The sequence below is a fragment of the Stenotrophomonas sp. BIO128-Bstrain genome (assembly GCF_030128875.1).
Classification (GTDB): Bacteria; Pseudomonadota; Gammaproteobacteria; order Xanthomonadales; family Xanthomonadaceae; genus Stenotrophomonas; species Stenotrophomonas bentonitica_A.
Genome location: NZ_CP124620.1, coordinates 3,592,897 through 3,610,892, shown reverse-complemented (window position 1 = coordinate 3,610,892; position 17,996 = coordinate 3,592,897). Strand labels below are relative to the sequence as shown.

Sequence of the window (17,996 nt, the reverse complement as noted above, 5' to 3'; positions counted from 1 at the left end):
GCCTTCACGATGCGTGTGGGGGGCGACAGGGGCATGGTGTCAGAACGCGGCGCAGGCCGATATTCACATTTTCGACAACTGTTGAAAACAACGATCCCCGCCGGAGCGGGGATCGTCGGGTTCAGCCGCTGGTGCGCTGCCTCAGACGGCGTAGCGCGTCTTCAGCATCGCCCAGGCCGAACGCAGCGCCAGCGCTTCGCCACCGGCCGGACGGCCCGGGCGTTCGCCGTCGTTCCAGGCGTACACATCCAGATGCGCCCAGGTCTGGCCTTCGGCGATGAAACGCTCCAGGTACAGCGCGGCCGTGACCGAGCCGGCCATGCGCGAGCCGGCGTTGGCCAGGTCGGCGATGTTGCTGTGCAGGTAGCGCAGGTACGGGCGCCACAGCGGCATGCGCCAGACCGGATCGCGCACCGATTCACCGGCCTGCAGCCACTGCTGGGCAAGAGTGTCGTCGTTGCTGAACAATGCCGGCAGATCCGGACCGAGCGCGATGCGGGCCGCGCCGGTCAGGGTGGCGAAATCGAGCACGATCTCCGGCTGCTGCTCGCTGGCGTAGGTCAACGCGTCGGCCAGGATCACGCGCCCTTCGGCGTCGGTGTTGTCGATCTCGATGCTCAGGCCCTTGCGGGTGGCGATCACCTCGCCCGGGCGGAACGCATCCGGACCGATCGCGTTTTCCACCGCCGGGATCAGCAGGGTCAGCTGCACCGGCAGCTGCTGGGCCATGATCAGCCCGGCCAGGCCCAGCGCGTGCGCGGCGCCGCCCATGTCCTTCTTCATGTTGCGCATGCCATCGCCCGGCTTGATGTCCAGCCCGCCGGTGTCAAAGCACACGCCCTTGCCGACCAGCGCAACGTGCGGCTGCCCTGCATTGCCCCAGCGCAGCACGATCAGGCGCGGGGCCCGGTGCGAGGCGCGGCCCACGGCATGGATGGAGGGGAAGTTCTGCTCGAGCAGGGCATCGCCGGTGATCACCTCGATCTGCGCACCGTGGGCGGTGGCCATTTCACGCGCGGCGTCTTCGAGCTGCTGCGGGCCCATGTCCTCGGTCGGGGTGTTGACCCAGTCGCGCACGCGCAGGCTGGCGGTGATCACATCGCGCACTTCGGCCGAAGGCGTGGCGGCCAGCTGGGCCGGCGCGCGGTTGGGCGTGCGGTAGCGCGCGAAACGGTAGCTGCCCAGCCCCCAGCCAAGCTGCAGCAGGGTCTCGATCTCCGGCGCCAGCGCGTCGGCCAGTGTCCACACGGTGCCTTCCGGCAGCGCGAACGGTGCATGCGCGTAGCTGTAGACATCGCCCGGGTCGCCGACACCGACGATCGCGCCGGCCAGGCCGTGCTCGCCGGGCAGCAGCACCACGCTGCCACCGCTGCCGTTGAAGCGCTGCGCATCCAGCCACGCGCCGAGCGCGTCGGACTGCCGTGCGCGCCAGCCGGCGTACTGCTCGCGGGTCATCACATGCAGCGGCAGCGCATGCGAGGTATCGGACGTGAAACCGTTGATCTGGGACATGGGATTCGAAGGCTCCTTGGGCGGCCGCTCAGGCATGCGGGACGGATGCGTTCGCATCCAGCCAGTCGGCCAGCCCGGTCAGGGTGTCGAACTGCAGATCGGGCTGCAGTGAAGGATGAGTCCAGGTGTGCTCGACGCGGTTGATCCAGCAGCCGCGCAGGCCTGCCTGCATCGCACCGACCACGTCCATCTCGGCGTGGTCGCCGACGTGCAGCACGTGGGCGGGGGCGACCCCCAGGCGCTCGCAGGCGGCGTGGAAGATGCTGGCGGCTGGCTTGGCCGCGCCGTGCTCGCGCGAGCCGAGCTGGAAGGTGAAGTGGTGCGATACGCCGATCCGCTGCAGGTCGGCATTGCCGTTGCTGAGGGCGGCCACCGGCACGCGCGCGGCGATCCGGGCCAGCGCGTCCATGGCATCGGGATAGAACTCCACCTGGTTGCGCGCGGCATAGAACGCTTCATAGGCCGGTTCCAGCAGGGCCGGGTCGGCGCCGCTTTTCTCCAGCGCCTCGCTCAGCGTCAACCGGCGCAGCGCGCTCAGGTCGTAGTGCAGATGCGGGTTGTCATGGAAGGAGCGCTCGCGCAGTTCGCGCATCGCCGCCACCGGGTACATCGCGGCGGTGGCGGGGCTGTGCTGGAGCATCCACTCGTACAACACCTGGTCGATGCGGGCGCCAATGGGGGCGAACGGCCACAAGGTGTCGTCGAGGTCGAGGGTGATGGCTTGGACGGGAAAATTCACCCCGCCATTCTACGCCTGCGCGCGCGGGCTTTCATCGCGCGCGCAGGGAGTGCAGGGCTGTGCTTCAGCGCAGGTCGTAGGAACAGCTGATGGATGCCTGCCCGTCCTGCTGCCGCACGTTCAGGTCATGTCGACCCACTTCCAGGGTGTAGTCGCCAGCTACGCTGTCGCGCATCTTCGCCAGCGCGGCGATCTGCTCGACGCTGGCCGTGCTGAAGTAGGCGGTGTAGCTGTCAACGCCGTCCTCGCCGCTGGCGCCGTCGTACAGGTACAGGCGGTTCACCGGCTGGCCCAGCACAAGCAGCGGCGTGGTCAGCGCATACTCGCCATCGGACAGCTCGCCGTACGCCTGCAGCTCGGTCGGCTTGAGCACCTTCGCCAAGGCAGCGAACTGCGCGGGCGTCAGGTGACGCTGGCAGGTGACCGCCTCGACCAGCTGGCGACTGGCAACCTCGGTGCTGGGCGGGGTTGCGGCGAACGTCGGTGCGGCGAGCGTGACAAGGCCGGCGAGGGCAAGACAACGGACAGCGAGAGAAGACATCAGGGCCAGGATCCATCCAGAAAAGTGCGGGTATTCTGGCAGCATCCGAGATTGGGCGGCGAGCCTGTCCCGGGCCTGACAGGCTTACTCCAGCAACCGCGCCCAGCCCTGCGTGCCGTCCAATCGTGCCAGTACCAGCTTGATGCAGACCAGCAACGGCACCGCCAGCAGCAGGCCGACCATGCCCCACAGCCAGCCGAACACCATCAGGGCCAGGATCAGGATCAGCGGCGAGATCGCCATCCGGCGGCCGAGCACGATCGGCGTCACCACCTGTCCTTCCACCGTATGCAGGGCGAGATAGCAGGCCGCCGGCAGCAGCGCCTTGAACGGATCGCTGAACTCCACAAAGCCCATCAGCAACATCAGTGCCACGCCGATCAGCGGCCCCACATAGGGCGCGAAGTTCAGCAGGGCGGCCACGGTGCCCCAGAGCAGCGCCTCCTGCAGCGAGATGCCGAGCAGCAGCAGGATGCCGGAGAAGACCAGGCCGACCAGCGTGTTGATCACCGTGATGGTCAGGACATACCGGGAAACCTCGCGCTCGATCGAGCGCAGGATGTCGGCGGTGAACCGTTGCTGCTGGCGGCTGGGGAACAGGGCGATGGCGTGCTTCTGCAGGCTCTGCCCGTAGATCATGAAGAACAGGGTCAGCAGCACCACCGCCAGCACCGAGGCGGCCAGGCGTGGTGCGCGGGTCAGCACCTTGTAGGGATCATCGAGCTGGGTGCGCACGATCTGCACCCGGCGGCTGCCTTCGCCACCGGCCACGCGCGCGAAGTTCTCCGCGGCCTGGTTGGCCTGCTGCACCGGCTTGGTCAGGTTCTGCACCTGGCGGGCGACCTTGCGCAGCTGCTGCGGTGCTTCCTGGGCCCATTCCATCGCCGGGCCGACCAGCTGCACGCCGAGCGCGGCGGCGCCGCTCAGGCCGACGCCGAGCACCAGCACCGCGCCGAGGAACCGGGGAATCCAGATCTTCTGCAGCATCCGCAGGATCGGGTTGCCGACCAGCGCGAAGAACATCGCCAGCAGGATCGGCAGCACCACGTCCTGTGCCGCCCATAAGGTGAAGGCGACGGCCAGGGTGGCCAGGATCACCAGCGACATCGGGGCGCGAGGGCGCGGCGCGGGCGGTGCGACGACGGCTTCGGCAGAAGGGGGAACCGGGACGCTCATTCGGGTCGCACACGGGAAAGGAGCGCCATTATTGGGCAAGCCGGGTGCGCGTGGCGTGTGGGGTGCGTGCAGACGAAGAAAGGCCCCGCGGCAGCTGCCGCAGGGCCTTCGGAAGATGCTGCCGACCGCAGTGCGATCAGCGTTCGGACAGATCCGTGGCTGCTTCAGCCGGTTGCGGCTGGGACGGCGAGGCCGGATCAACCCGCCGCTCCGGCCCGAGCCGTGGCGCGGCCGGTGCCGGTGCCGGGGCGGCCTGACGCGGGGACTGATCGGCCGCGTCATCCACCTTGTCTGCGGCCTGCTCGGCGGTATCGGCCGCTTCGCTGGCCTGCAGCGAGGCGAACGCGGCCTGGGTGCTGGCGACCAGATTGGAGACCGAGCCGATCATCTGCAGCCATCGCGCGCCCTGCACTTTCGCACCGAGACCGGTGGGCTCCAGCTTGCCGGCCAGGAAGCCGCCGGCGAGACCGACGGTGATGATCCGCAACGGCGTCCATCCGGCCCGCCAGACGCTGCTGAGGGTGAACCAGCTGCTGCGGGTTTTCTCGACCCGCACCGCCACCACCAGCTCGGCGCGCTGGACACGTTGCCGCAACGCTTCGAAATTCATCGCTTCACCCCCGTGGTATCCACGTCGGCATCGGGATCTTCATCGCTGGGTTCGTCATACAGCCCCAGCCGCGACAACTGGCGCCGCGTGGCATGCATGCCGGTATGGCGGAAGAAGAACGACACCCGCCACATCGCGTAGCCGGCGACCAGCAGGCTGACGATCGACGTGATCAGCAGCGAATGGAACCAGGACAGGCCCCAGCGCTGCATCAGGGCGATCAGCGTACCGGCCAGCAACAACCAGGCCGATGCACCGAACACGATCGCCACGCCGGCCCAGGCCAGTGCCCGGCCAAACGCGCTGCGCGCCAGCGCGAAATCGGCCGAAGCCAACCGTCGCAGGGAGCGCAGCGTGTGCTTGGCCGAATCGACTGTCTCACGGCCGGCCTCACCGACCTGACGGATGCTCTCGTCCAGGCGTGGTGCTTTTTCACCGCTGTCCGGTGGCGGGGTATCCGCGCCACCGGGAGCGGTCGACTGGGCTTGATCGCTCACGCCGCTGCTTACTTGTCGCCGCCGCTACGGGCCAGCTTGGCGATGATCCAGCCGGCCGCGAAGGCGACGCCGAAGGAGGCCAGCGGGCGCTCGCGGATCAGTTCAGCGGCGCTGTCGACCAGGTCCTTGCCCTTGTCCATCAGTGCATCGACCTGTTCCTTGGCGGCGGCACCACCGAACTCGGCAGCGGCCAGGCCGGACAGCGCGGTATCGGACAGTTCGGCCTTGACGTTGGCCTTGCCGATGCGCCGCTCGTCACCGGCAGCACCGGTCGCGCCCTTGATGGCACCGCCGGCAGCGGTGGCGGCCGACTTCAGGTGCGAGCCGGCTTCGCCCAGGTGTTCCTTCAGGTTCTCGGTATTGGTGGGGCTCATCGTGTTTCTCCTGCTATGCGATGGGGAAGGTGACCGCGGACGATCCGACGGCAACGAACACAAGGTAATAGCACCGGCCGGGTGTAAGCCACGTTACGGCTGCCGCCGCGTTCAGCGCATCACCAGCTGGCCACCGCCGTTTCCACGGATGATCCGCAGCACCAGCTGGGCCGGACGCTGCTGGAAGTTGGCACGCCAGCTGGCGAGATCGGCAAACTCACCTGCCGTTGCCGCGGTGATCACATCGCCCTGCGCCAGCCCGGAGTTGGCGGCGCGGCTGCCGCGTTTGACCTCGCTGACCAGCACACCACTCACGCCGGCCTGGCGCAGCGACTCGGGCAGATCGACGAATGTGGCACCGCTCAGGCGCGGGTCGAGCGATTCCCCGGTGACCGCGCGCGCCTGCTCCTTGAGCGTGGCCTTGATCTGCAGCGGCTTGCCCTCGCGGCGCACGTCCAGGGTCAACGTGCTGCCGACCGGCTGCAGGCCTTCCACGTTGTGCAGCGCCTGCGCGCTGTCCACCCGCTGGCCATTGGCCGACACCACCACATCGCCCGGCTTGAGGCCGGCAGCGGCGGCACCGGAGCCGGCCAGCACGCGGGTGACCAGCGCGCCGCGCGTCTCGGTCAGGCCCAGGCCCTGCGCGATCTGCTGGGTCAGGTTCTGCGCCTCGATGCCGAGCGTGCCACGCACCACCACGCCGTGCTTGACCAGCTGGTCCACCACGTCGCGCGCCAGGTTGGAGGGGATTGCCAGGCCCAGGCCGATATTGCCGGCCATGCTGCCCTGCGGGTTGAAGCTGGCGGTATTGATGCCGACCAGCTGCCCCTGCAGATTGACCAGCGCACCGCCGGAGTTGCCCGGGTTGATCGAGGCATCGGTCTGGATGAAGTTCTGGTAGCCCAGCCCGCGGATACCGCTGCGCCCCACGGCCGAGACGATGCCGGAGGTGACCGTCTGGCTGAAACCGAACGGGTTGCCGATCGCCACCACGAAGTCGCCGACGCGCAGCTGCGCGCTGTCGCCGAGCTTGATTTCGGTCAGGTTGCCGGTCGGAATCCGGATCAATGCGACATCGGTATCGGCATCGGAGCCGATGAATTCCGCCTTGACCGTGCGCCCGTCGGCCAGGGTCACCTGCACGTCGTCGGCGTTATCGATGACGTGGTGGTTGGTCAGTACCAGCCCCTCGGCGGCATCGATGATCACACCCGAGCCCAGCGATTCGTTGATGCGCTCCTGCGGCACCTCGGGGAACAGCCGGCGGAAGAAGGGATCGTTGAAGTAGGGGTTGCGCACCCGTACCACTTGCTTGGTGTTGACGCTCACCACGGCCGGCATCACCCGTTCCAGCATCGGTGCCAGCGACGGCACCGCCTGGCCGGCGACCGCTGCGGGCAGCGCGGCCGTGGTCGGGATCGTATACGCGGCCGGCGCCGCCTCGGCACGGTTGTCCAGGTGCGCATTGATGGCCGTGGCGGTGAACCCGCCGAAGGCAGCGGCGAGGGCGAGCGTGAGCAGGGTCGGGAGCGGTCGCATGGTCCGGCGGTTCCGTGTCGGAGGGGACGGGGCAGGGGAAAACACGTATACGGTAATTCAACCTGAATGAGTGTGTCCGCTACCGGCTAAACCCTGGATGAAATTCATTGCCGGCGGCGTCGCGCCGCACGACGGATGGGCGCCGGCAGCCAGGGCGATGTGTGCCGCTGGCCACCTGCAGAGCGGGTGCGCCACGATACCCGCGGCAGGGGAAGACCGTACCGGCAGGCGCGTCCATCGGCCGCGCCCGCGCCATCCAAACCAGCGCAAATACGCAGTACGAGGGCACGGAATGGATCAACTACGACGATCCATCATTGCATCGCCGGGCGCGGCGGACATGCGCATCGAGACACATCGCATGCATCTTCTGCGGGAACGCCGATGCTGTTTTCAAGGGGTTTCGTGCACGCGGCCGGTGCATTGCTTGCTGCCGCCGATGAGGGTGCTACTGTCGACTTGGCACGTGCATCGCATCAAGACCGTTCCACGATGGACCGCGCCGGTATAGCATCGCCAGCGATTTGACTAACCAGGCCCCTTAGGAGGCACTCAATGAGCAACGGTAATGGTGTGACCACGGTTCTCTCGCAGACCGTCGAAGATGCAAAAGAAACCGCCACCAACGTCGGCGAGACCATCGCACACGTAGCGGAAGATGCAGTCGCTTCGGTCAAGAAGACCGCCAAGCGCGCGCGCAAGGCTGCCACCACCCAGGTCGCCAAGGTCAAGAAGGCCGTGACCAAGGTCGAGAAGACCGTCGCCAAGAAGGCTGACAAGGCGGCCAAGTCGGTCGGCAAGACCCTGGCCACCGCCAAGCAGAAGCTGGAAGCGGCCAAGAAGAACGCCAAGGCCGAAGCCACCGCGATCAAGAAGCAGGTCGCCAAGAAGAAGGCCACCGCTGAAAAGGCCGTGACCAAGACCACCAAGGCTGCCGGCAAGAAGGCCACCACCGCCAAGAAGGCCGTGACCAAGAAGGCGGCTGCTGCCAAGAAGACCGTGACCAAGAAGGTCGCCACCGCCAAGAAGGCCGTCGCCAAGAAGACCGCGACCGCCAAGAAGGCCGTGACCAAGAAGACCGCCGCCGCCAAGAAGACCGTCGGCAAGAAGGTCGCCGCTGCCCGGACCGCTGTTGCCAAGAAGTCGGCGACCGCCAAGAAGGCCGTGACCAAGAAGACCGCAGCGGCCAAGAAGGTTGCCGGCAAGAAGACCGCCGTCGCCAAGAAGACCGTCGGCAAGAAGGTCGCCACCGCCAAGAAGGCCGTTGCCAAGAAGTCGGCGACCGCCAAGAAGGCCGTGACCCGGAAGACCGCGACCGCCAAGAAGGTGGCCGGCAAGAAGACCGCCGTCGCCCGCAAGTCGGTCGGCAAGAAGGTCGCCACCGCCAAGAAGGCCGTGACCAAGAAGACCGCAGCGGCCAGGAAGACCGTCGGCAAGAAGGTCGCAACCGCCAAGAAGGCGGTGGCCAAGAAGGCCCCGGCCCGCAAGGCCGCCCCGGCCAAGCGTGCTGCGGCCAAGCCGGTTGCCCGCAAGGCACCGGCCAAGCGCGCGCGCAAGTAAGTCGTCGTAACGTGCTGCTCCTGCCTGAGGGCGGGAGCGGCATGGTGGGAGCCATGCACTGGGCTCATCCCCAACCCGGACACGTGGGCGGGGTAATCGTCCCCTCATGGGGAGACAGGGCGCCCCGAAGGGCACCCCGGTAACATCAGCGCGCCGCGATCGCGGCGAACTCGCGCATCAGGTGCTCGCCGTCATAGACCACCTGGATCTGGTTGCTGCCCTTGTCCAACCGCTCGCCATTGACGAATACGTCGGTCTGGATGCTATAGCGCCCCTGCGGCATGTTGGACGGGAAGGTCACGGTGAAGGTGTTCTCGTACGCACCGCTGCCTGCACTCTCGCTGGCGACTTTCTCGGCGGTTTTGAAGGGTTCGGACTGGCCGGGTTCGTAAATCCGGATCTGTTCCTTGACCTCGCGGATCGGCTGCTGGCGGCCGCTGACCGCTTCGATGTTGGAGACGATCTTCAGCGGTTCACCACGCCGTACGCTGTTGCCGGGGAGGCTGGTCTGGTAATGCACGACCTCGGCAGACTCCGGCAGCTGCGAGTATCGCGACCGGTAGTCCGACTCCACCTGGGCCGCGCTACGGGTGCGGCGGCTTTGTGCGTTGATCACGAAGCAGGCGGCGATGCCGGCCGCAGCGCCGACGTAGGCACCTTTCTCACCATTGACCAGCGCGCCGGCGCCGGTGCCCAGCGCGATCGCGCCCAGGCACTTGCCCCAGTCCGATCGGGTCATCTGATTGCCCGTGGTGCAGCCGGTAAGCGTGCCGGCGGTAGCGAGGCCGATCAACAGCACCTTGCCGAGCGAGGCGGGGGCGAAATAGTCCTTTTTCATGGTCAACACCTGGTGTGAAGTGGGGCGGGCATCATTCGATGGTGGTTTCGCGCATGACACGGTCGCGCTCCGCCTTTGCTTGGCGGATGAGCGACCGGGCAGCCGCTGAGTCGGGATTGACCTGCAGGGCCGATTCGCCCAGGGCTACGGCGACGTCGTAGCGGCCTTGCTGCAGTTCAACCCGCGCCTTGCTCAGCAGGCCTGCTTCCGGCGCCGCTGCCGGTGGCAGCGAGATCGTCGGCGCTTTGGGCGGGTAGCTGTTGTCAGGTTGGCGCAGGTCGGCCATGTCTGAGGCGTTGCCCGCGTCTGGGCTGAAGCTCACCTCCAGCTGCATCGTGCTTGCACTCGCCTGTCCGTCCCGGATGGCCGGTAGGTAACGCCAGCGACGCGCTGCTTCCAGCGCAGCACGGTCCAGCGACCGCACCCGACTGGCGCGCATCACCGAAATGGCCGTCGCAGTGCCATCTTCGGCAACATCGATGCTGAGCAGAACGGTTCCGCGTGCCCCGGTACGCACTGCATCCGGCGGATAGCGCACGGGAGCGCGCTCGCGCGATGCGGCATCCACCTGTGCAGACCGGTCCGGGATCGACGCAGGTAGGGGGGGCGCCTGGGCAACCTCAGTGTGGAGGGGTACTTGTGCGGCGGTTGGCGCTGGAGCCGGTGCCGGTGTCGCTGCGCGGGTCGGGCGCGCGGGCTCGGCCTGCTTGGCAAGGTCGGCTTCCAATGCAGTCACCCGGACCTGCAGATCGCGCCAGTTCTCTTCACCCGGCAGATCGCGCTGTATGCCCAGCAAGGCGACGCGTGCACAGGCCAGGTCCGCCCGCGCGAGGCATGACTCCACAGCCGCACGATGCGCTTCGATGCGCCCGGCAGACACCGTTGGCGACGTACCTCGATCGCGCAGGAAGATCGCCCAGAACAGCCCACCCAGAACCAGGCAGACCAGGACCAGCGGCACGCGTGAGCGTGGTCGTGGGCTCGGCCCGGGAGCAATCGGCGCAGGCGCGATCGGCGCGGGAGGCGCAGGTGGCCTGGTCGAGCGCTTGGGTCCCGGCGCGGATGCCGGTTGCACAGCGGAAGGCGGAGGCGCTGCAGGGGCCGGTGGAGGCACGGATTCCACCACTGTCGGCGCCGCTGGCGAGGGTGTCGCAGGAATCGGGGGCGGCGGCATGACCGCCGCCGGGGCTATGACCGGCGGCGCCACAACCGCAGGCGCGGATACCCCACAGAACGGGCAGAAGCGTACCTGCCCGGGCAGGGGCTTCATGCACTGGTCGTTGACACAGATCGAGGCGGTGGCGCTGGCGTCAGTCATTACGGCGATACAGCCTCAGTACCCGGTGGGCGGCGGCGGGGGAGCCGGCGGTTGCGGGGCCGATGGGGCGGTGAACAGATGGCCCAGTTCCGGCAGTGCACCGGCCGCGCTCCACTCGATGCCTTCGCGCCAGAGCAGGCTGTTGCGGTTGATGTTGCCGGTGCCCACGAACTGCTGCAGCTGCTGGACCGTATACGGTCCCAGCGACTGGTTGTTGTAGCCGACGTAGTAGCTGTAATCGACCATCGGCGGCGGTGGCGGGGGTGCCCCGGGCAGGCTGCCCTGCGGTGGAGGCGGTGGTACCGCGCCCGGGGCAAGCCTCGCCGCGCTCGCGCCCGCAATGGACGTAACGCCAAGCATCTGGGCGAAGGCATCATTTACCTGTCGCTTGTCGCCCCGGTCGGTGGCGACCTCGTCAGCATAGACATCGGCCGAAGAGCCGGAAACCGGCTGCGTCCAGGCGTCGAACAATGCACGGGCGCGCTCTTCGATCCGGTCGGCTTCGTCACCGGCGGCCTGCACCAGCTTCTGCCGATAGTCGGTGGCCAACATCTCACTCAGCTTGTAGGGGAAGCGCTTCTTCAAGCTTTCGCGACCCTGCTGGTCCTCCTGCTTGATCGGCTTGTATGCCACGGTGGCGTAATGCCGGAACAGCTGGGCCAGCACAGCCAGCTGCAGCGGGTCGCGCACGTTGGCCGAGCGCTGGCGAAGCTGTTCTTCGATGTTGCGTTTGTCATTCCCGTCCAGGCCACTCTGCCGCACGGAGAATTCATCGCCGATGCTGAACCCGTCGCCTTCCAGCGTGATCTCATACTTGCCATCGGCACGGCGCTTGAGCACCCCCAGGCCGAGGGCATGCAGGTATATCCTGAAATCCTCAGCGAACTGCCGGTACTGGCCCTGAGTGAACTGGATGGGCTGCACGAACTGGCTGACCCGCTTGTGGATGTGCAGCGGAATACGGGCCGCCTCTTTCCGGTAAGCCGCCTGATAGGTCGGCAGTGGCGTGAGTGCCGGAACCGGGAAGCCAGACAACTCGGTGAAGCAGATCAGCTTGCCCGGAATGCCGGATTCGACGAAGTCGATCTGGCTGGCGGTCATGCCGGTGCCCTGCGGTACGGCCTGCTCCAGCATCGCGCCGTACTGGCGGCGGAACAGGCGCGCATCCTTTACGCCGACCAGGCAGGTGTAGCGGTCCTTGGAGATATCAAATCCACCGTTGAGGTTCAGCGGCACCCATGGCATCGCACGCTGAAGCAGCAGGCGGAACGTCTCGCGCAGCTGCTCGGGCGTAAGCGCGGCCAGCGCCTGCATCAGCGGATCGGTCTGGGTACGGGCATCGACCTGGGGCAGCTGTGCCACGGCCTTGTTGCGCAGCTTGCCCAACACTTCCTGCGCGCCGTCGTCGCTGAGCAGCTTCTGGAACAGCGTCTGGGAGCCACCGAAGTCCTTGAATGCTTCCTTGGCCCATTGCCTGAACTCGGCCGGATCGATTGCCGGCTGCTCTTCGTCCTGCGGTGCCTTGAGCGCGATCAGGGTCGCATGCTTCTCGGCGATGGCCGCCTCGATCTTGCCGATGTCACGTTCGACGTGCAGCAGCAGGGACTCAACCGACTGGCGACCGTCCTGCAGGCGCCCGACGAAACCACTCCACAGCGGGCGGCCGTGGGCATCGACAGCTTCCTTGACGCCGAGCCAGCCCGAGACGTCGCGCAGCAGGTTGGCCGCTTCGCGCGAAGCGACCGAGCGCACGTAGAACAGCAGGCTGTCGCGGATCGTTTCCTTGATCTGCGCCAGTACGGTCTCGGCCTGCTTGTCCTTGCCGCTGATCCGCGCAAGCAGACCCTTGCCTGTGGTCTCCTTGAGGCGTTCGAACTCGCGCGCAAGCTCGGCGTTCTGCAGCCTCTCGGAAATCTCGGCGAATCGCTGCGCATTGCGTTCCAGCGCAGGAACGATACCGGTACCTTCGTTCTCGAGCCGGTCCTTGATCATTTCCACCAAGGCCAGCGTGTAGTCCAGGCCACCGCGCTCGTCATCGTCCAGGCGCCGGAAGATCTGCGCCGGCAGTTCAGCCTCATCGGTAATCGACAGCAACACCCGCTGGCGATTCTCCTTGATGCGGACTTCGTGGTTGCGGTCGGCGCTGTCCACCCGGTTGCCCTTGGTATCGCGCTCAAGCTGCTTGATCACATCCTGGACGTGCAGCGGCCATTGGTCGCGGTCAGCGCTGCCGTGCATCAGCTGCTGGAAGGCATTCTCGACTTTCTGTTCGATCTGCGCACCGATGCTGGCGTCGCCGGTCACTTTCAACAGATCATCAGCGACCTGGTAGTGCGTGAACTCACCGTTGAGCGTGGCAAGATCGCCGCGGGAGAGGAACTGCGGAATATCCGTAAAGGTGCGTGGCACGATCGCCAGCTGCTCACGCAGGAAATCATCGCGTTCTTTATCAGTGGGGCGGTTGCCCGGGGCCTGGATATTGGCGATGCCGAAGAACGCCTTGAGCATCGCCTGCACCTGGCGGTTCATGCGTACGTTCTGGCGCGCTTCCACCTGGGTATCAAGCACGGCCTGGCCGACGCCGGAGTAGCTCGCGGTGAAACGCAGTTCCGTATCGTCACCATAGTCCTGCGGCAGCGGAACCGAATAGGCGCGGATCTTGTGCTGGTTCTGGTTGACGGCCACAGAGCGCTTGCGGTTGGCGAAGTCCTGGGAGGTGAAGTCGGTGAAGAAGACATCCGAGAGCATCTCGTAGATGTCTTCCTGTTCACTGGTCTTGGCCATCGCCACGTTGGTGTTGTCGACGATGTACACATCGTCGTACGGGCGACTGTCGATGTGCAGGTTGTCCGAGGCATCCCAATGCTTGACCAGGACATTGCCGCGCAGTGCAGTCTCAAGCTCCATCAACGCGGCGTAACCGTTGGCCTGGATGCGGTCGGGGTTGGTGGTGGTGATGAAGCCGCCGGGAAGGACCATGTACAGGTCGACCTTGCCCTCGACATTCTTCTCCTTGAGGATCGCCTTGGCCAGATAGCCCATGTCCAGGAACGAGCCGGAGCCCGTGCCGCCGGCCGCCGAGCCGGTGATGACCACCCGCACCTTGCCCGGCTCCACTTCCAGTCCCAGCTTCTTGAGCTTGTCCGCACGCGCGCCGATGTTGCTCAGCAGCGTCTCGATCTTGTCGCGCAGCTTGTCCCGGATCACCGGATACTTGTCGAAGAAGTACAGGCGGGACAGCGCACGGATCTGGCCTGCGCCTTTACTTGGATCCACGCCCAGCAGGCGGATGCGCTCGGGCGTGAGCGGGAACCATTCAGCTACTTCCCGATGACGCCGCAGCTCGTCGTCGGACTGGGTGTACTTGTTGAGGTCCAGCCGCTCGATGATCTTCTCTTCTGGAGTGAAGGCGACCTGCTCGGCCAGTACGTCGGTCTTGACCGACTTGCCGTCCTGGGTGACCTCACCGGCATCCAGATCGAAGTTGATGAACTGTGCCACCGGGAAGTCAGCGACGTTCTCGACCTTCGCGTTGCCGCCCCAGATCGCATTGAGAATGCGGCGGCGCAGACGGATGTTGACCTTCATGCCGGTGCCGCCGAGGGCGATGAACAGCGTCGGACGGATCTTCTCGGTTACCTGCGGCGGCTGACCGGGCAGGGAAGTACTTTCGGTGGCATCGTTCATGCGGCGGACCCCTGGATCAACGCTTGGCGGAGAAGGTGGCGAGCCAGGCGATCAACGACACGCCGGCCAAGGCGCTCATCGGCACCAGATACAACGGCGCCAGGAACCGCCCGGCGTTGACGAAGGCCAGCACGGTCACCGTGGCGACCGCCATCAGACCGATGAACAGGAACCAGCCCGACGCATTGGCACGACTCGGCGCGACGCGCTCCTTGACCCGCCAGTTGGCATACGCGTTCTTCACCACGAAGAACACTACGGCCAGCACCAGCAGCACCACACCACCAATCAGCGCATCGCGGCTGCTGGTCTGCTCGCCGACCTGGATGTCCCAGTCGCCGGTGAAGGTCGCAGTCGGCTGCTGCGTCCCCGCGGTCGTCGCCGGTGCGGTCTGTTCGGACGGCGTGGCGGTGGCCGGCTGGTCGGTCACTGGCGCGGGGAGGGAACTCTTCTGGCTCATGCTCTGTCCTTGGCGGTGAATCGTTTAGTTGATGCGGATGGATGTATCAGGTTGGGCCCAGCTCACGCGAGGCTTGAACGCGCCGCGACGGACCGTGGCAACATGCGTGCCGTTGGCATCGCGCACCTCGGTAGTGGTGAACGGTTTGAGCCGCAGGTGCTGGGGTTGATCGTCGATCCAGACCGTTGCTTTGCGCGCGCCGGTCACCAGCACGAGAAACAGCAACGCCCCGATCAGGGCGAGCAGGCCGCCGCCATAGACCACCACGGCAGGCCACACCGGGTACTGCACCCGAAGCAGCAGCGGGACTCGTGTGACCGAGGCATTGGCCGTGACCGGAGGAAGGAAGACCTCCGGCAGCGCATCCCCCGGGAAGAGGTCGGCCATGTGCGCGCGAAACTGCGGCGATACTTCCAGCTGCTGGTTATCAAGGTGGATATCGATCGCCCCGCGCCGTTCATAGCCGCTGCGCAGCAACACCTCACGCGACCACTGCGACGGCAGGGGGGGCAGCGACAGGCGCAGGGTCAGCGGATCACTCTGTTTGCCTGGATCCAGCGCCTGCAGCGAGTGCGTGGACATCTCGCCCTGCAGGCCGATGGCTGGCGGCGTCACCAATGACGTGTCAGCGCTGACGATACGGTAGGGATTGAACAGATTCTCGAACCGGCCCTGCACCTGTGCAGTGCGCACCTGCGTGCTGGCGTCGAACGACAGCACGAGGGTGTGGCCGTCGGGGGCGAGGCCAGCGGCGATGCCCGGCGAATCTTTCACACCTGTCGGGCTGAAGCGCACGGCCGCTTCGTTCAGTGGCTTCAGGCGCACATGTCCCTCGGGAAGCAGTGCGGTCAGGGCTGGTTGCGCGAGTATCGCGTCCAGCGCGGCCGAGGCCGGTTCGCCGTACGCCAACGCGTACAGCATCAAACCGTTGGCGCGGTAATGCTTACCCTGTACCGGCATCTTCAGCGGAAACGCAGCGATCCGGCTGATGACATCCTCACCATGCAGCAGCTCGTAGAACTCGCGATTGCGAGCCACGACCTCGGTACTGTTGTTGGGGCTGTTCTTGTTGTTGGTGACGATCCAGATGATGCCCGGGCGGCCTTCCAGGCCCACCTCGATCGCACCGAGCAGCGCTTCCTTGAAGTCGGTGTCGGCCAGTGCGCCGCTACCTTTGTGCGCCATCTGCAGGCGCGTCATCGCCTGGGCGAGCCCCGGGTGGTTGCCCGGTCCGCGATACACCCACTCCGGCGAGGGGTGGGTGGCATCGGACTGGTTGAACGCGCCCACCACGACCTCTCCGTGGCCAGCAGCAGCCTGCGCCAGCTGCGCGACAAGCGGCTTGAAGGGCGACTCGGCATCAACGTAGAACGGCTCCATCCAGCCAGAGTTCTGCACCAGTACTGCCTGCCGCAGCTCGGCGGCTCCGACGTTCATGCCCATGCTGCTCGCCAGCAGCACCGCGACGCCCAGCAGGCGATTCAGGACGACGCCGTTCATTGCGGCAGGCTCCAACGCAGCAGGGTGCCGCGCGCGTCTACCCAGAGCCACAGTGCCTCATCGTGGACGAACCACTGCGCGTTCCAGGGCGAGGGTGTGTCCATGGCATAGGTGTAGGCATGACCGCCGATCCGCTCCAGGCAGAACGTGGCATGCACGGTCGCCTGACTCTCGAAGAATGACAGCAGGCTGCGCTGCTGCGGCAGCGGCGCGTGGAGCGACAGCATCAACTGAGGCTCGACGACTTCCAGGAACGGATAGACCACATGGGTCACCGAATACAGGTCATGGTCGAACTCGTCCCACGGGCGCTCTAGGCGGACGTTGAACTGAAAGTTGGTTCGGCCGGTGCTGGTGGATCCGCGTGGCGCGGGGCGTTGCTCGGGCAGCACGGTGTCCAACCGGGTGAGCAGCCACTTTTTGTCCCGGGTGTCATACAGCAGCTGCCAGAAGCCTTCGCCGTCGCGATACGGTGGACCCAGAACCGGGTTGGCCTGATAGCCGTCGGGCCAGCTCTGCCACCGGGCGGAAACGTCCCCCTGGCCGTCCAGGCGCACGCTCAGCACGCCCTGCGTGCCGATCCAGAACAGGCTGCGGTGCGCTGGATCGCTGATCGGCGCAGCAAGCAGTTGCAGGGGCGCGTCAAGCGTCAGCAGCACCTGCTGCCATGCCTCACCGGCGCGGCGGATCGCAAGGCACCATTGGCCATCATGTTCCTGTGGCACGAAGGCGGCATCGTCCAGCAGGCCGGGTGCACCCAGGGACCGACCCACCGCGCGATCAATCTGATAGCTCAATGTCATTGCGTCGACGCTGACGCAATCGGCACCTGCATCAGTCGCCATGATCACCTCATGGCCATCGTCGTGCGGCAATGTCAGTGTGGCATTCGCCCATGTTTCAAGATGGCTGCGGCCGAGTGAGGCCCCGCGCGGTGTCAGCGGCACCCAATGGCGGTGACCACGCTGCCAAAGCGACAGCTGGCCAGAGCGGCTCGCCGCGAACAATCCATTGCGATGGCCACCGGCGCGGCTGCTGAAAAAGAACAGGCCACTCGGCTGCGGTGACTTGATCACCTCGGCGGCGTCCTGCATGGACTGGCCACTTCGCTGCCATTGATCGAACAGCGCCTGAAGCGTCGAGGGGATCGGTTCCGCCGCGGCGGCGCTGCAGCTGCGCCCCCCATCATCCCCGCCAAAGGGGGTTCGCCACTGCTCAACCGGGCGCCGCTCAAGCGGCTGGCCGGTAAAGGGAGAAAACCGGAAGCTGCCCGGGAGATACCCCCCCTCGGGCACGCGATACGCGCCAGACAGATAGTCCAGATCGCTCAGTGATGTTGGAGGCACGGCAGCGTCGATGGCGACCAGAGAAAATCCGGTTCCATTCTGCACCCACGACTCATTATCCAGGTGCCAACGGGCACCTCGCTCTGCTCCGGCGGCCACGCCGTCCCCCTGTATCCTTTCGCGGGCAAGGATATCCTAAAGTCAACGGCATGGAACAAACGCATGCGAATGGTGCCTGTAGGGAAACTCCTGACGTGACGCATTTGGCTCCAAGTCGCATTATCGCCCGCGCATGAAGGAATATGTCTGCAGAAAGGCAGCTGTCGCAGGGCATCACGCATTGGACGCATCAGGGGATA

The 17,996-nt window shown here is 66.2% G+C and carries 15 protein-coding genes; 1 reads left to right on the top strand and 14 read right to left on the bottom strand.

The genetic code is table 11. The features are described 5' to 3' along the window. Nucleotides 1-141: 141 nt before the first annotated feature. The 8 genes from POS15_RS16490 to POS15_RS16455 form a co-directional block, all read right to left on the bottom strand. A complete protein-coding gene (locus POS15_RS16490; protein WP_019185542.1) occupies nucleotides 142-1,512 on the bottom strand; it encodes a leucyl aminopeptidase family protein in 1,371 nt (456 codons plus the stop codon). A gap of 28 nt (nucleotides 1,513-1,540) precedes the next feature. Beyond that, nucleotides 1,541-2,251, bottom strand: coding sequence for an HAD family hydrolase (locus POS15_RS16485; RefSeq protein ID WP_019185543.1), 711 nt, complete (start codon nucleotides 2,249-2,251; stop codon nucleotides 1,541-1,543). Between the two features lie 64 nt (nucleotides 2,252-2,315). Next, on the bottom strand, nucleotides 2,316-2,792 hold the full coding sequence (locus POS15_RS16480) for a hypothetical protein (RefSeq protein WP_019185544.1): 477 nt from the start codon (nucleotides 2,790-2,792) through the stop codon (nucleotides 2,316-2,318). Between the two features lie 84 nt (nucleotides 2,793-2,876). Then, entirely contained in the window at nucleotides 2,877-3,968 is a 1,092-nt protein-coding gene (locus POS15_RS16475; protein WP_046274360.1) for an AI-2E family transporter, read from the bottom strand. A 136-nt stretch (nucleotides 3,969-4,104) separates the two neighbouring features. After that, nucleotides 4,105-4,578, bottom strand: coding sequence for a protein sip-5 (locus POS15_RS16470; protein ID WP_284128523.1), 474 nt, complete (start codon nucleotides 4,576-4,578; stop codon nucleotides 4,105-4,107). Continuing rightward, nucleotides 4,575-5,075 carry a phage holin family protein gene (locus POS15_RS16465; protein ID WP_284128522.1) on the bottom strand — a complete coding sequence of 167 codons (501 nt, stop codon included), beginning with the start codon at nucleotides 5,073-5,075 and terminating at the stop codon, nucleotides 4,575-4,577. The genes POS15_RS16470 and POS15_RS16465 overlap by 4 nt, the downstream gene beginning before the upstream one ends. An 8-nt stretch (nucleotides 5,076-5,083) precedes the next feature. After that, a complete protein-coding gene (locus POS15_RS16460) occupies nucleotides 5,084-5,449 on the bottom strand; it encodes a hypothetical protein (protein WP_284128521.1) in 366 nt (121 codons plus the stop codon). A gap of 111 nt (nucleotides 5,450-5,560) precedes the next feature. After that, complete coding sequence (locus POS15_RS16455; protein WP_019185549.1) at nucleotides 5,561-6,988, bottom strand: Do family serine endopeptidase; 1,428 nt, start codon at nucleotides 6,986-6,988, stop codon at nucleotides 5,561-5,563. A 555-nt stretch (nucleotides 6,989-7,543) separates the two neighbouring features. On the opposite strand from POS15_RS16455, the gene POS15_RS16450 reads away from it, so the two are divergent. After that, complete coding sequence (locus POS15_RS16450; protein WP_284128520.1) at nucleotides 7,544-8,548, top strand: histone; 1,005 nt, start codon at nucleotides 7,544-7,546, stop codon at nucleotides 8,546-8,548. Nucleotides 8,549-8,693: 145 nt separating this feature from the next. Here POS15_RS16450 and POS15_RS16445 read toward each other — a convergent pair whose 3' ends face one another. The 6 genes from POS15_RS16445 to POS15_RS16420 all read right to left on the bottom strand — a co-directional run bounded on the left by POS15_RS16445 (nucleotide 8,694) and on the right by POS15_RS16420 (nucleotide 17,742). Further along, on the bottom strand, nucleotides 8,694-9,386 hold the full coding sequence (locus POS15_RS16445) for a hypothetical protein (RefSeq protein ID WP_019185552.1): 693 nt from the start codon (nucleotides 9,384-9,386) through the stop codon (nucleotides 8,694-8,696). Between the two features lie 31 nt (nucleotides 9,387-9,417). Continuing rightward, nucleotides 9,418-10,347, bottom strand: a complete 930-nt coding sequence (locus tag POS15_RS16440) for an energy transducer TonB (protein WP_284128519.1) — start codon at nucleotides 10,345-10,347, stop codon at nucleotides 9,418-9,420. Between the two features lie 372 nt (nucleotides 10,348-10,719). Further along, nucleotides 10,720-14,391, bottom strand: coding sequence for a tubulin-like doman-containing protein (locus POS15_RS16435; protein ID WP_284128518.1), 3,672 nt, complete (start codon nucleotides 14,389-14,391; stop codon nucleotides 10,720-10,722). Between the two features lie 16 nt (nucleotides 14,392-14,407). After that, entirely contained in the window at nucleotides 14,408-14,851 is a 444-nt protein-coding gene (locus POS15_RS16430) for a hypothetical protein (RefSeq protein WP_026070152.1), read from the bottom strand. Nucleotides 14,852-14,875: 24 nt separating this feature from the next. Further along, the gene (locus POS15_RS16425; protein ID WP_284128517.1) at nucleotides 14,876-16,351 is read right to left on the bottom strand and encodes a hypothetical protein; all 1,476 of its coding nucleotides are present in this window, start codon (nucleotides 16,349-16,351) and stop codon (nucleotides 14,876-14,878) included. Beyond that, nucleotides 16,348-17,742 carry a hypothetical protein gene (locus tag POS15_RS16420; protein ID WP_284128516.1) on the bottom strand — a complete coding sequence of 465 codons (1,395 nt, stop codon included), beginning with the start codon at nucleotides 17,740-17,742 and terminating at the stop codon, nucleotides 16,348-16,350. The genes POS15_RS16425 and POS15_RS16420 overlap by 4 nt, the downstream gene beginning before the upstream one ends. Nucleotides 17,743-17,996 lie beyond the last annotated feature (254 nt).

What these genes read in the sequence shown, in the direction of transcription:
- POS15_RS16490 (WP_019185542.1), bottom strand. Translation starts at nt 1,512, where the DNA reads ATGTCCCAGATCAACGGTTTCACGTCCGATACCTCGCATGCGCTGCCG.
- POS15_RS16480 (WP_019185544.1), bottom strand. Translation starts at nt 2,792, where the DNA reads ATGTCTTCTCTCGCTGTCCGTTGTCTTGCCCTCGCCGGCCTTGTCACG.
- POS15_RS16475 (WP_046274360.1), bottom strand. Translation starts at nt 3,968, where the DNA reads ATGAGCGTCCCGGTTCCCCCTTCTGCCGAAGCCGTCGTCGCACCGCCC.
- POS15_RS16470 (WP_284128523.1), bottom strand. Translation starts at nt 4,578, where the DNA reads ATGAATTTCGAAGCGTTGCGGCAACGTGTCCAGCGCGCCGAGCTGGTG.
- POS15_RS16460 (WP_284128521.1), bottom strand. Translation starts at nt 5,449, where the DNA reads ATGAGCCCCACCAATACCGAGAACCTGAAGGAACACCTGGGCGAAGCC.
- POS15_RS16455 (WP_019185549.1), bottom strand. Translation starts at nt 6,988, where the DNA reads ATGCGACCGCTCCCGACCCTGCTCACGCTCGCCCTCGCCGCTGCCTTC.
- POS15_RS16450 (WP_284128520.1), top strand. Translation starts at nt 7,544, where the DNA reads ATGAGCAACGGTAATGGTGTGACCACGGTTCTCTCGCAGACCGTCGAA.
- POS15_RS16445 (WP_019185552.1), bottom strand. Translation starts at nt 9,386, where the DNA reads ATGAAAAAGGACTATTTCGCCCCCGCCTCGCTCGGCAAGGTGCTGTTG.
- POS15_RS16435 (WP_284128518.1), bottom strand. Translation starts at nt 14,391, where the DNA reads ATGAACGATGCCACCGAAAGTACTTCCCTGCCCGGTCAGCCGCCGCAG.
- POS15_RS16430 (WP_026070152.1), bottom strand. Translation starts at nt 14,851, where the DNA reads ATGAGCCAGAAGAGTTCCCTCCCCGCGCCAGTGACCGACCAGCCGGCC.
- POS15_RS16425 (WP_284128517.1), bottom strand. Translation starts at nt 16,351, where the DNA reads ATGAACGGCGTCGTCCTGAATCGCCTGCTGGGCGTCGCGGTGCTGCTG.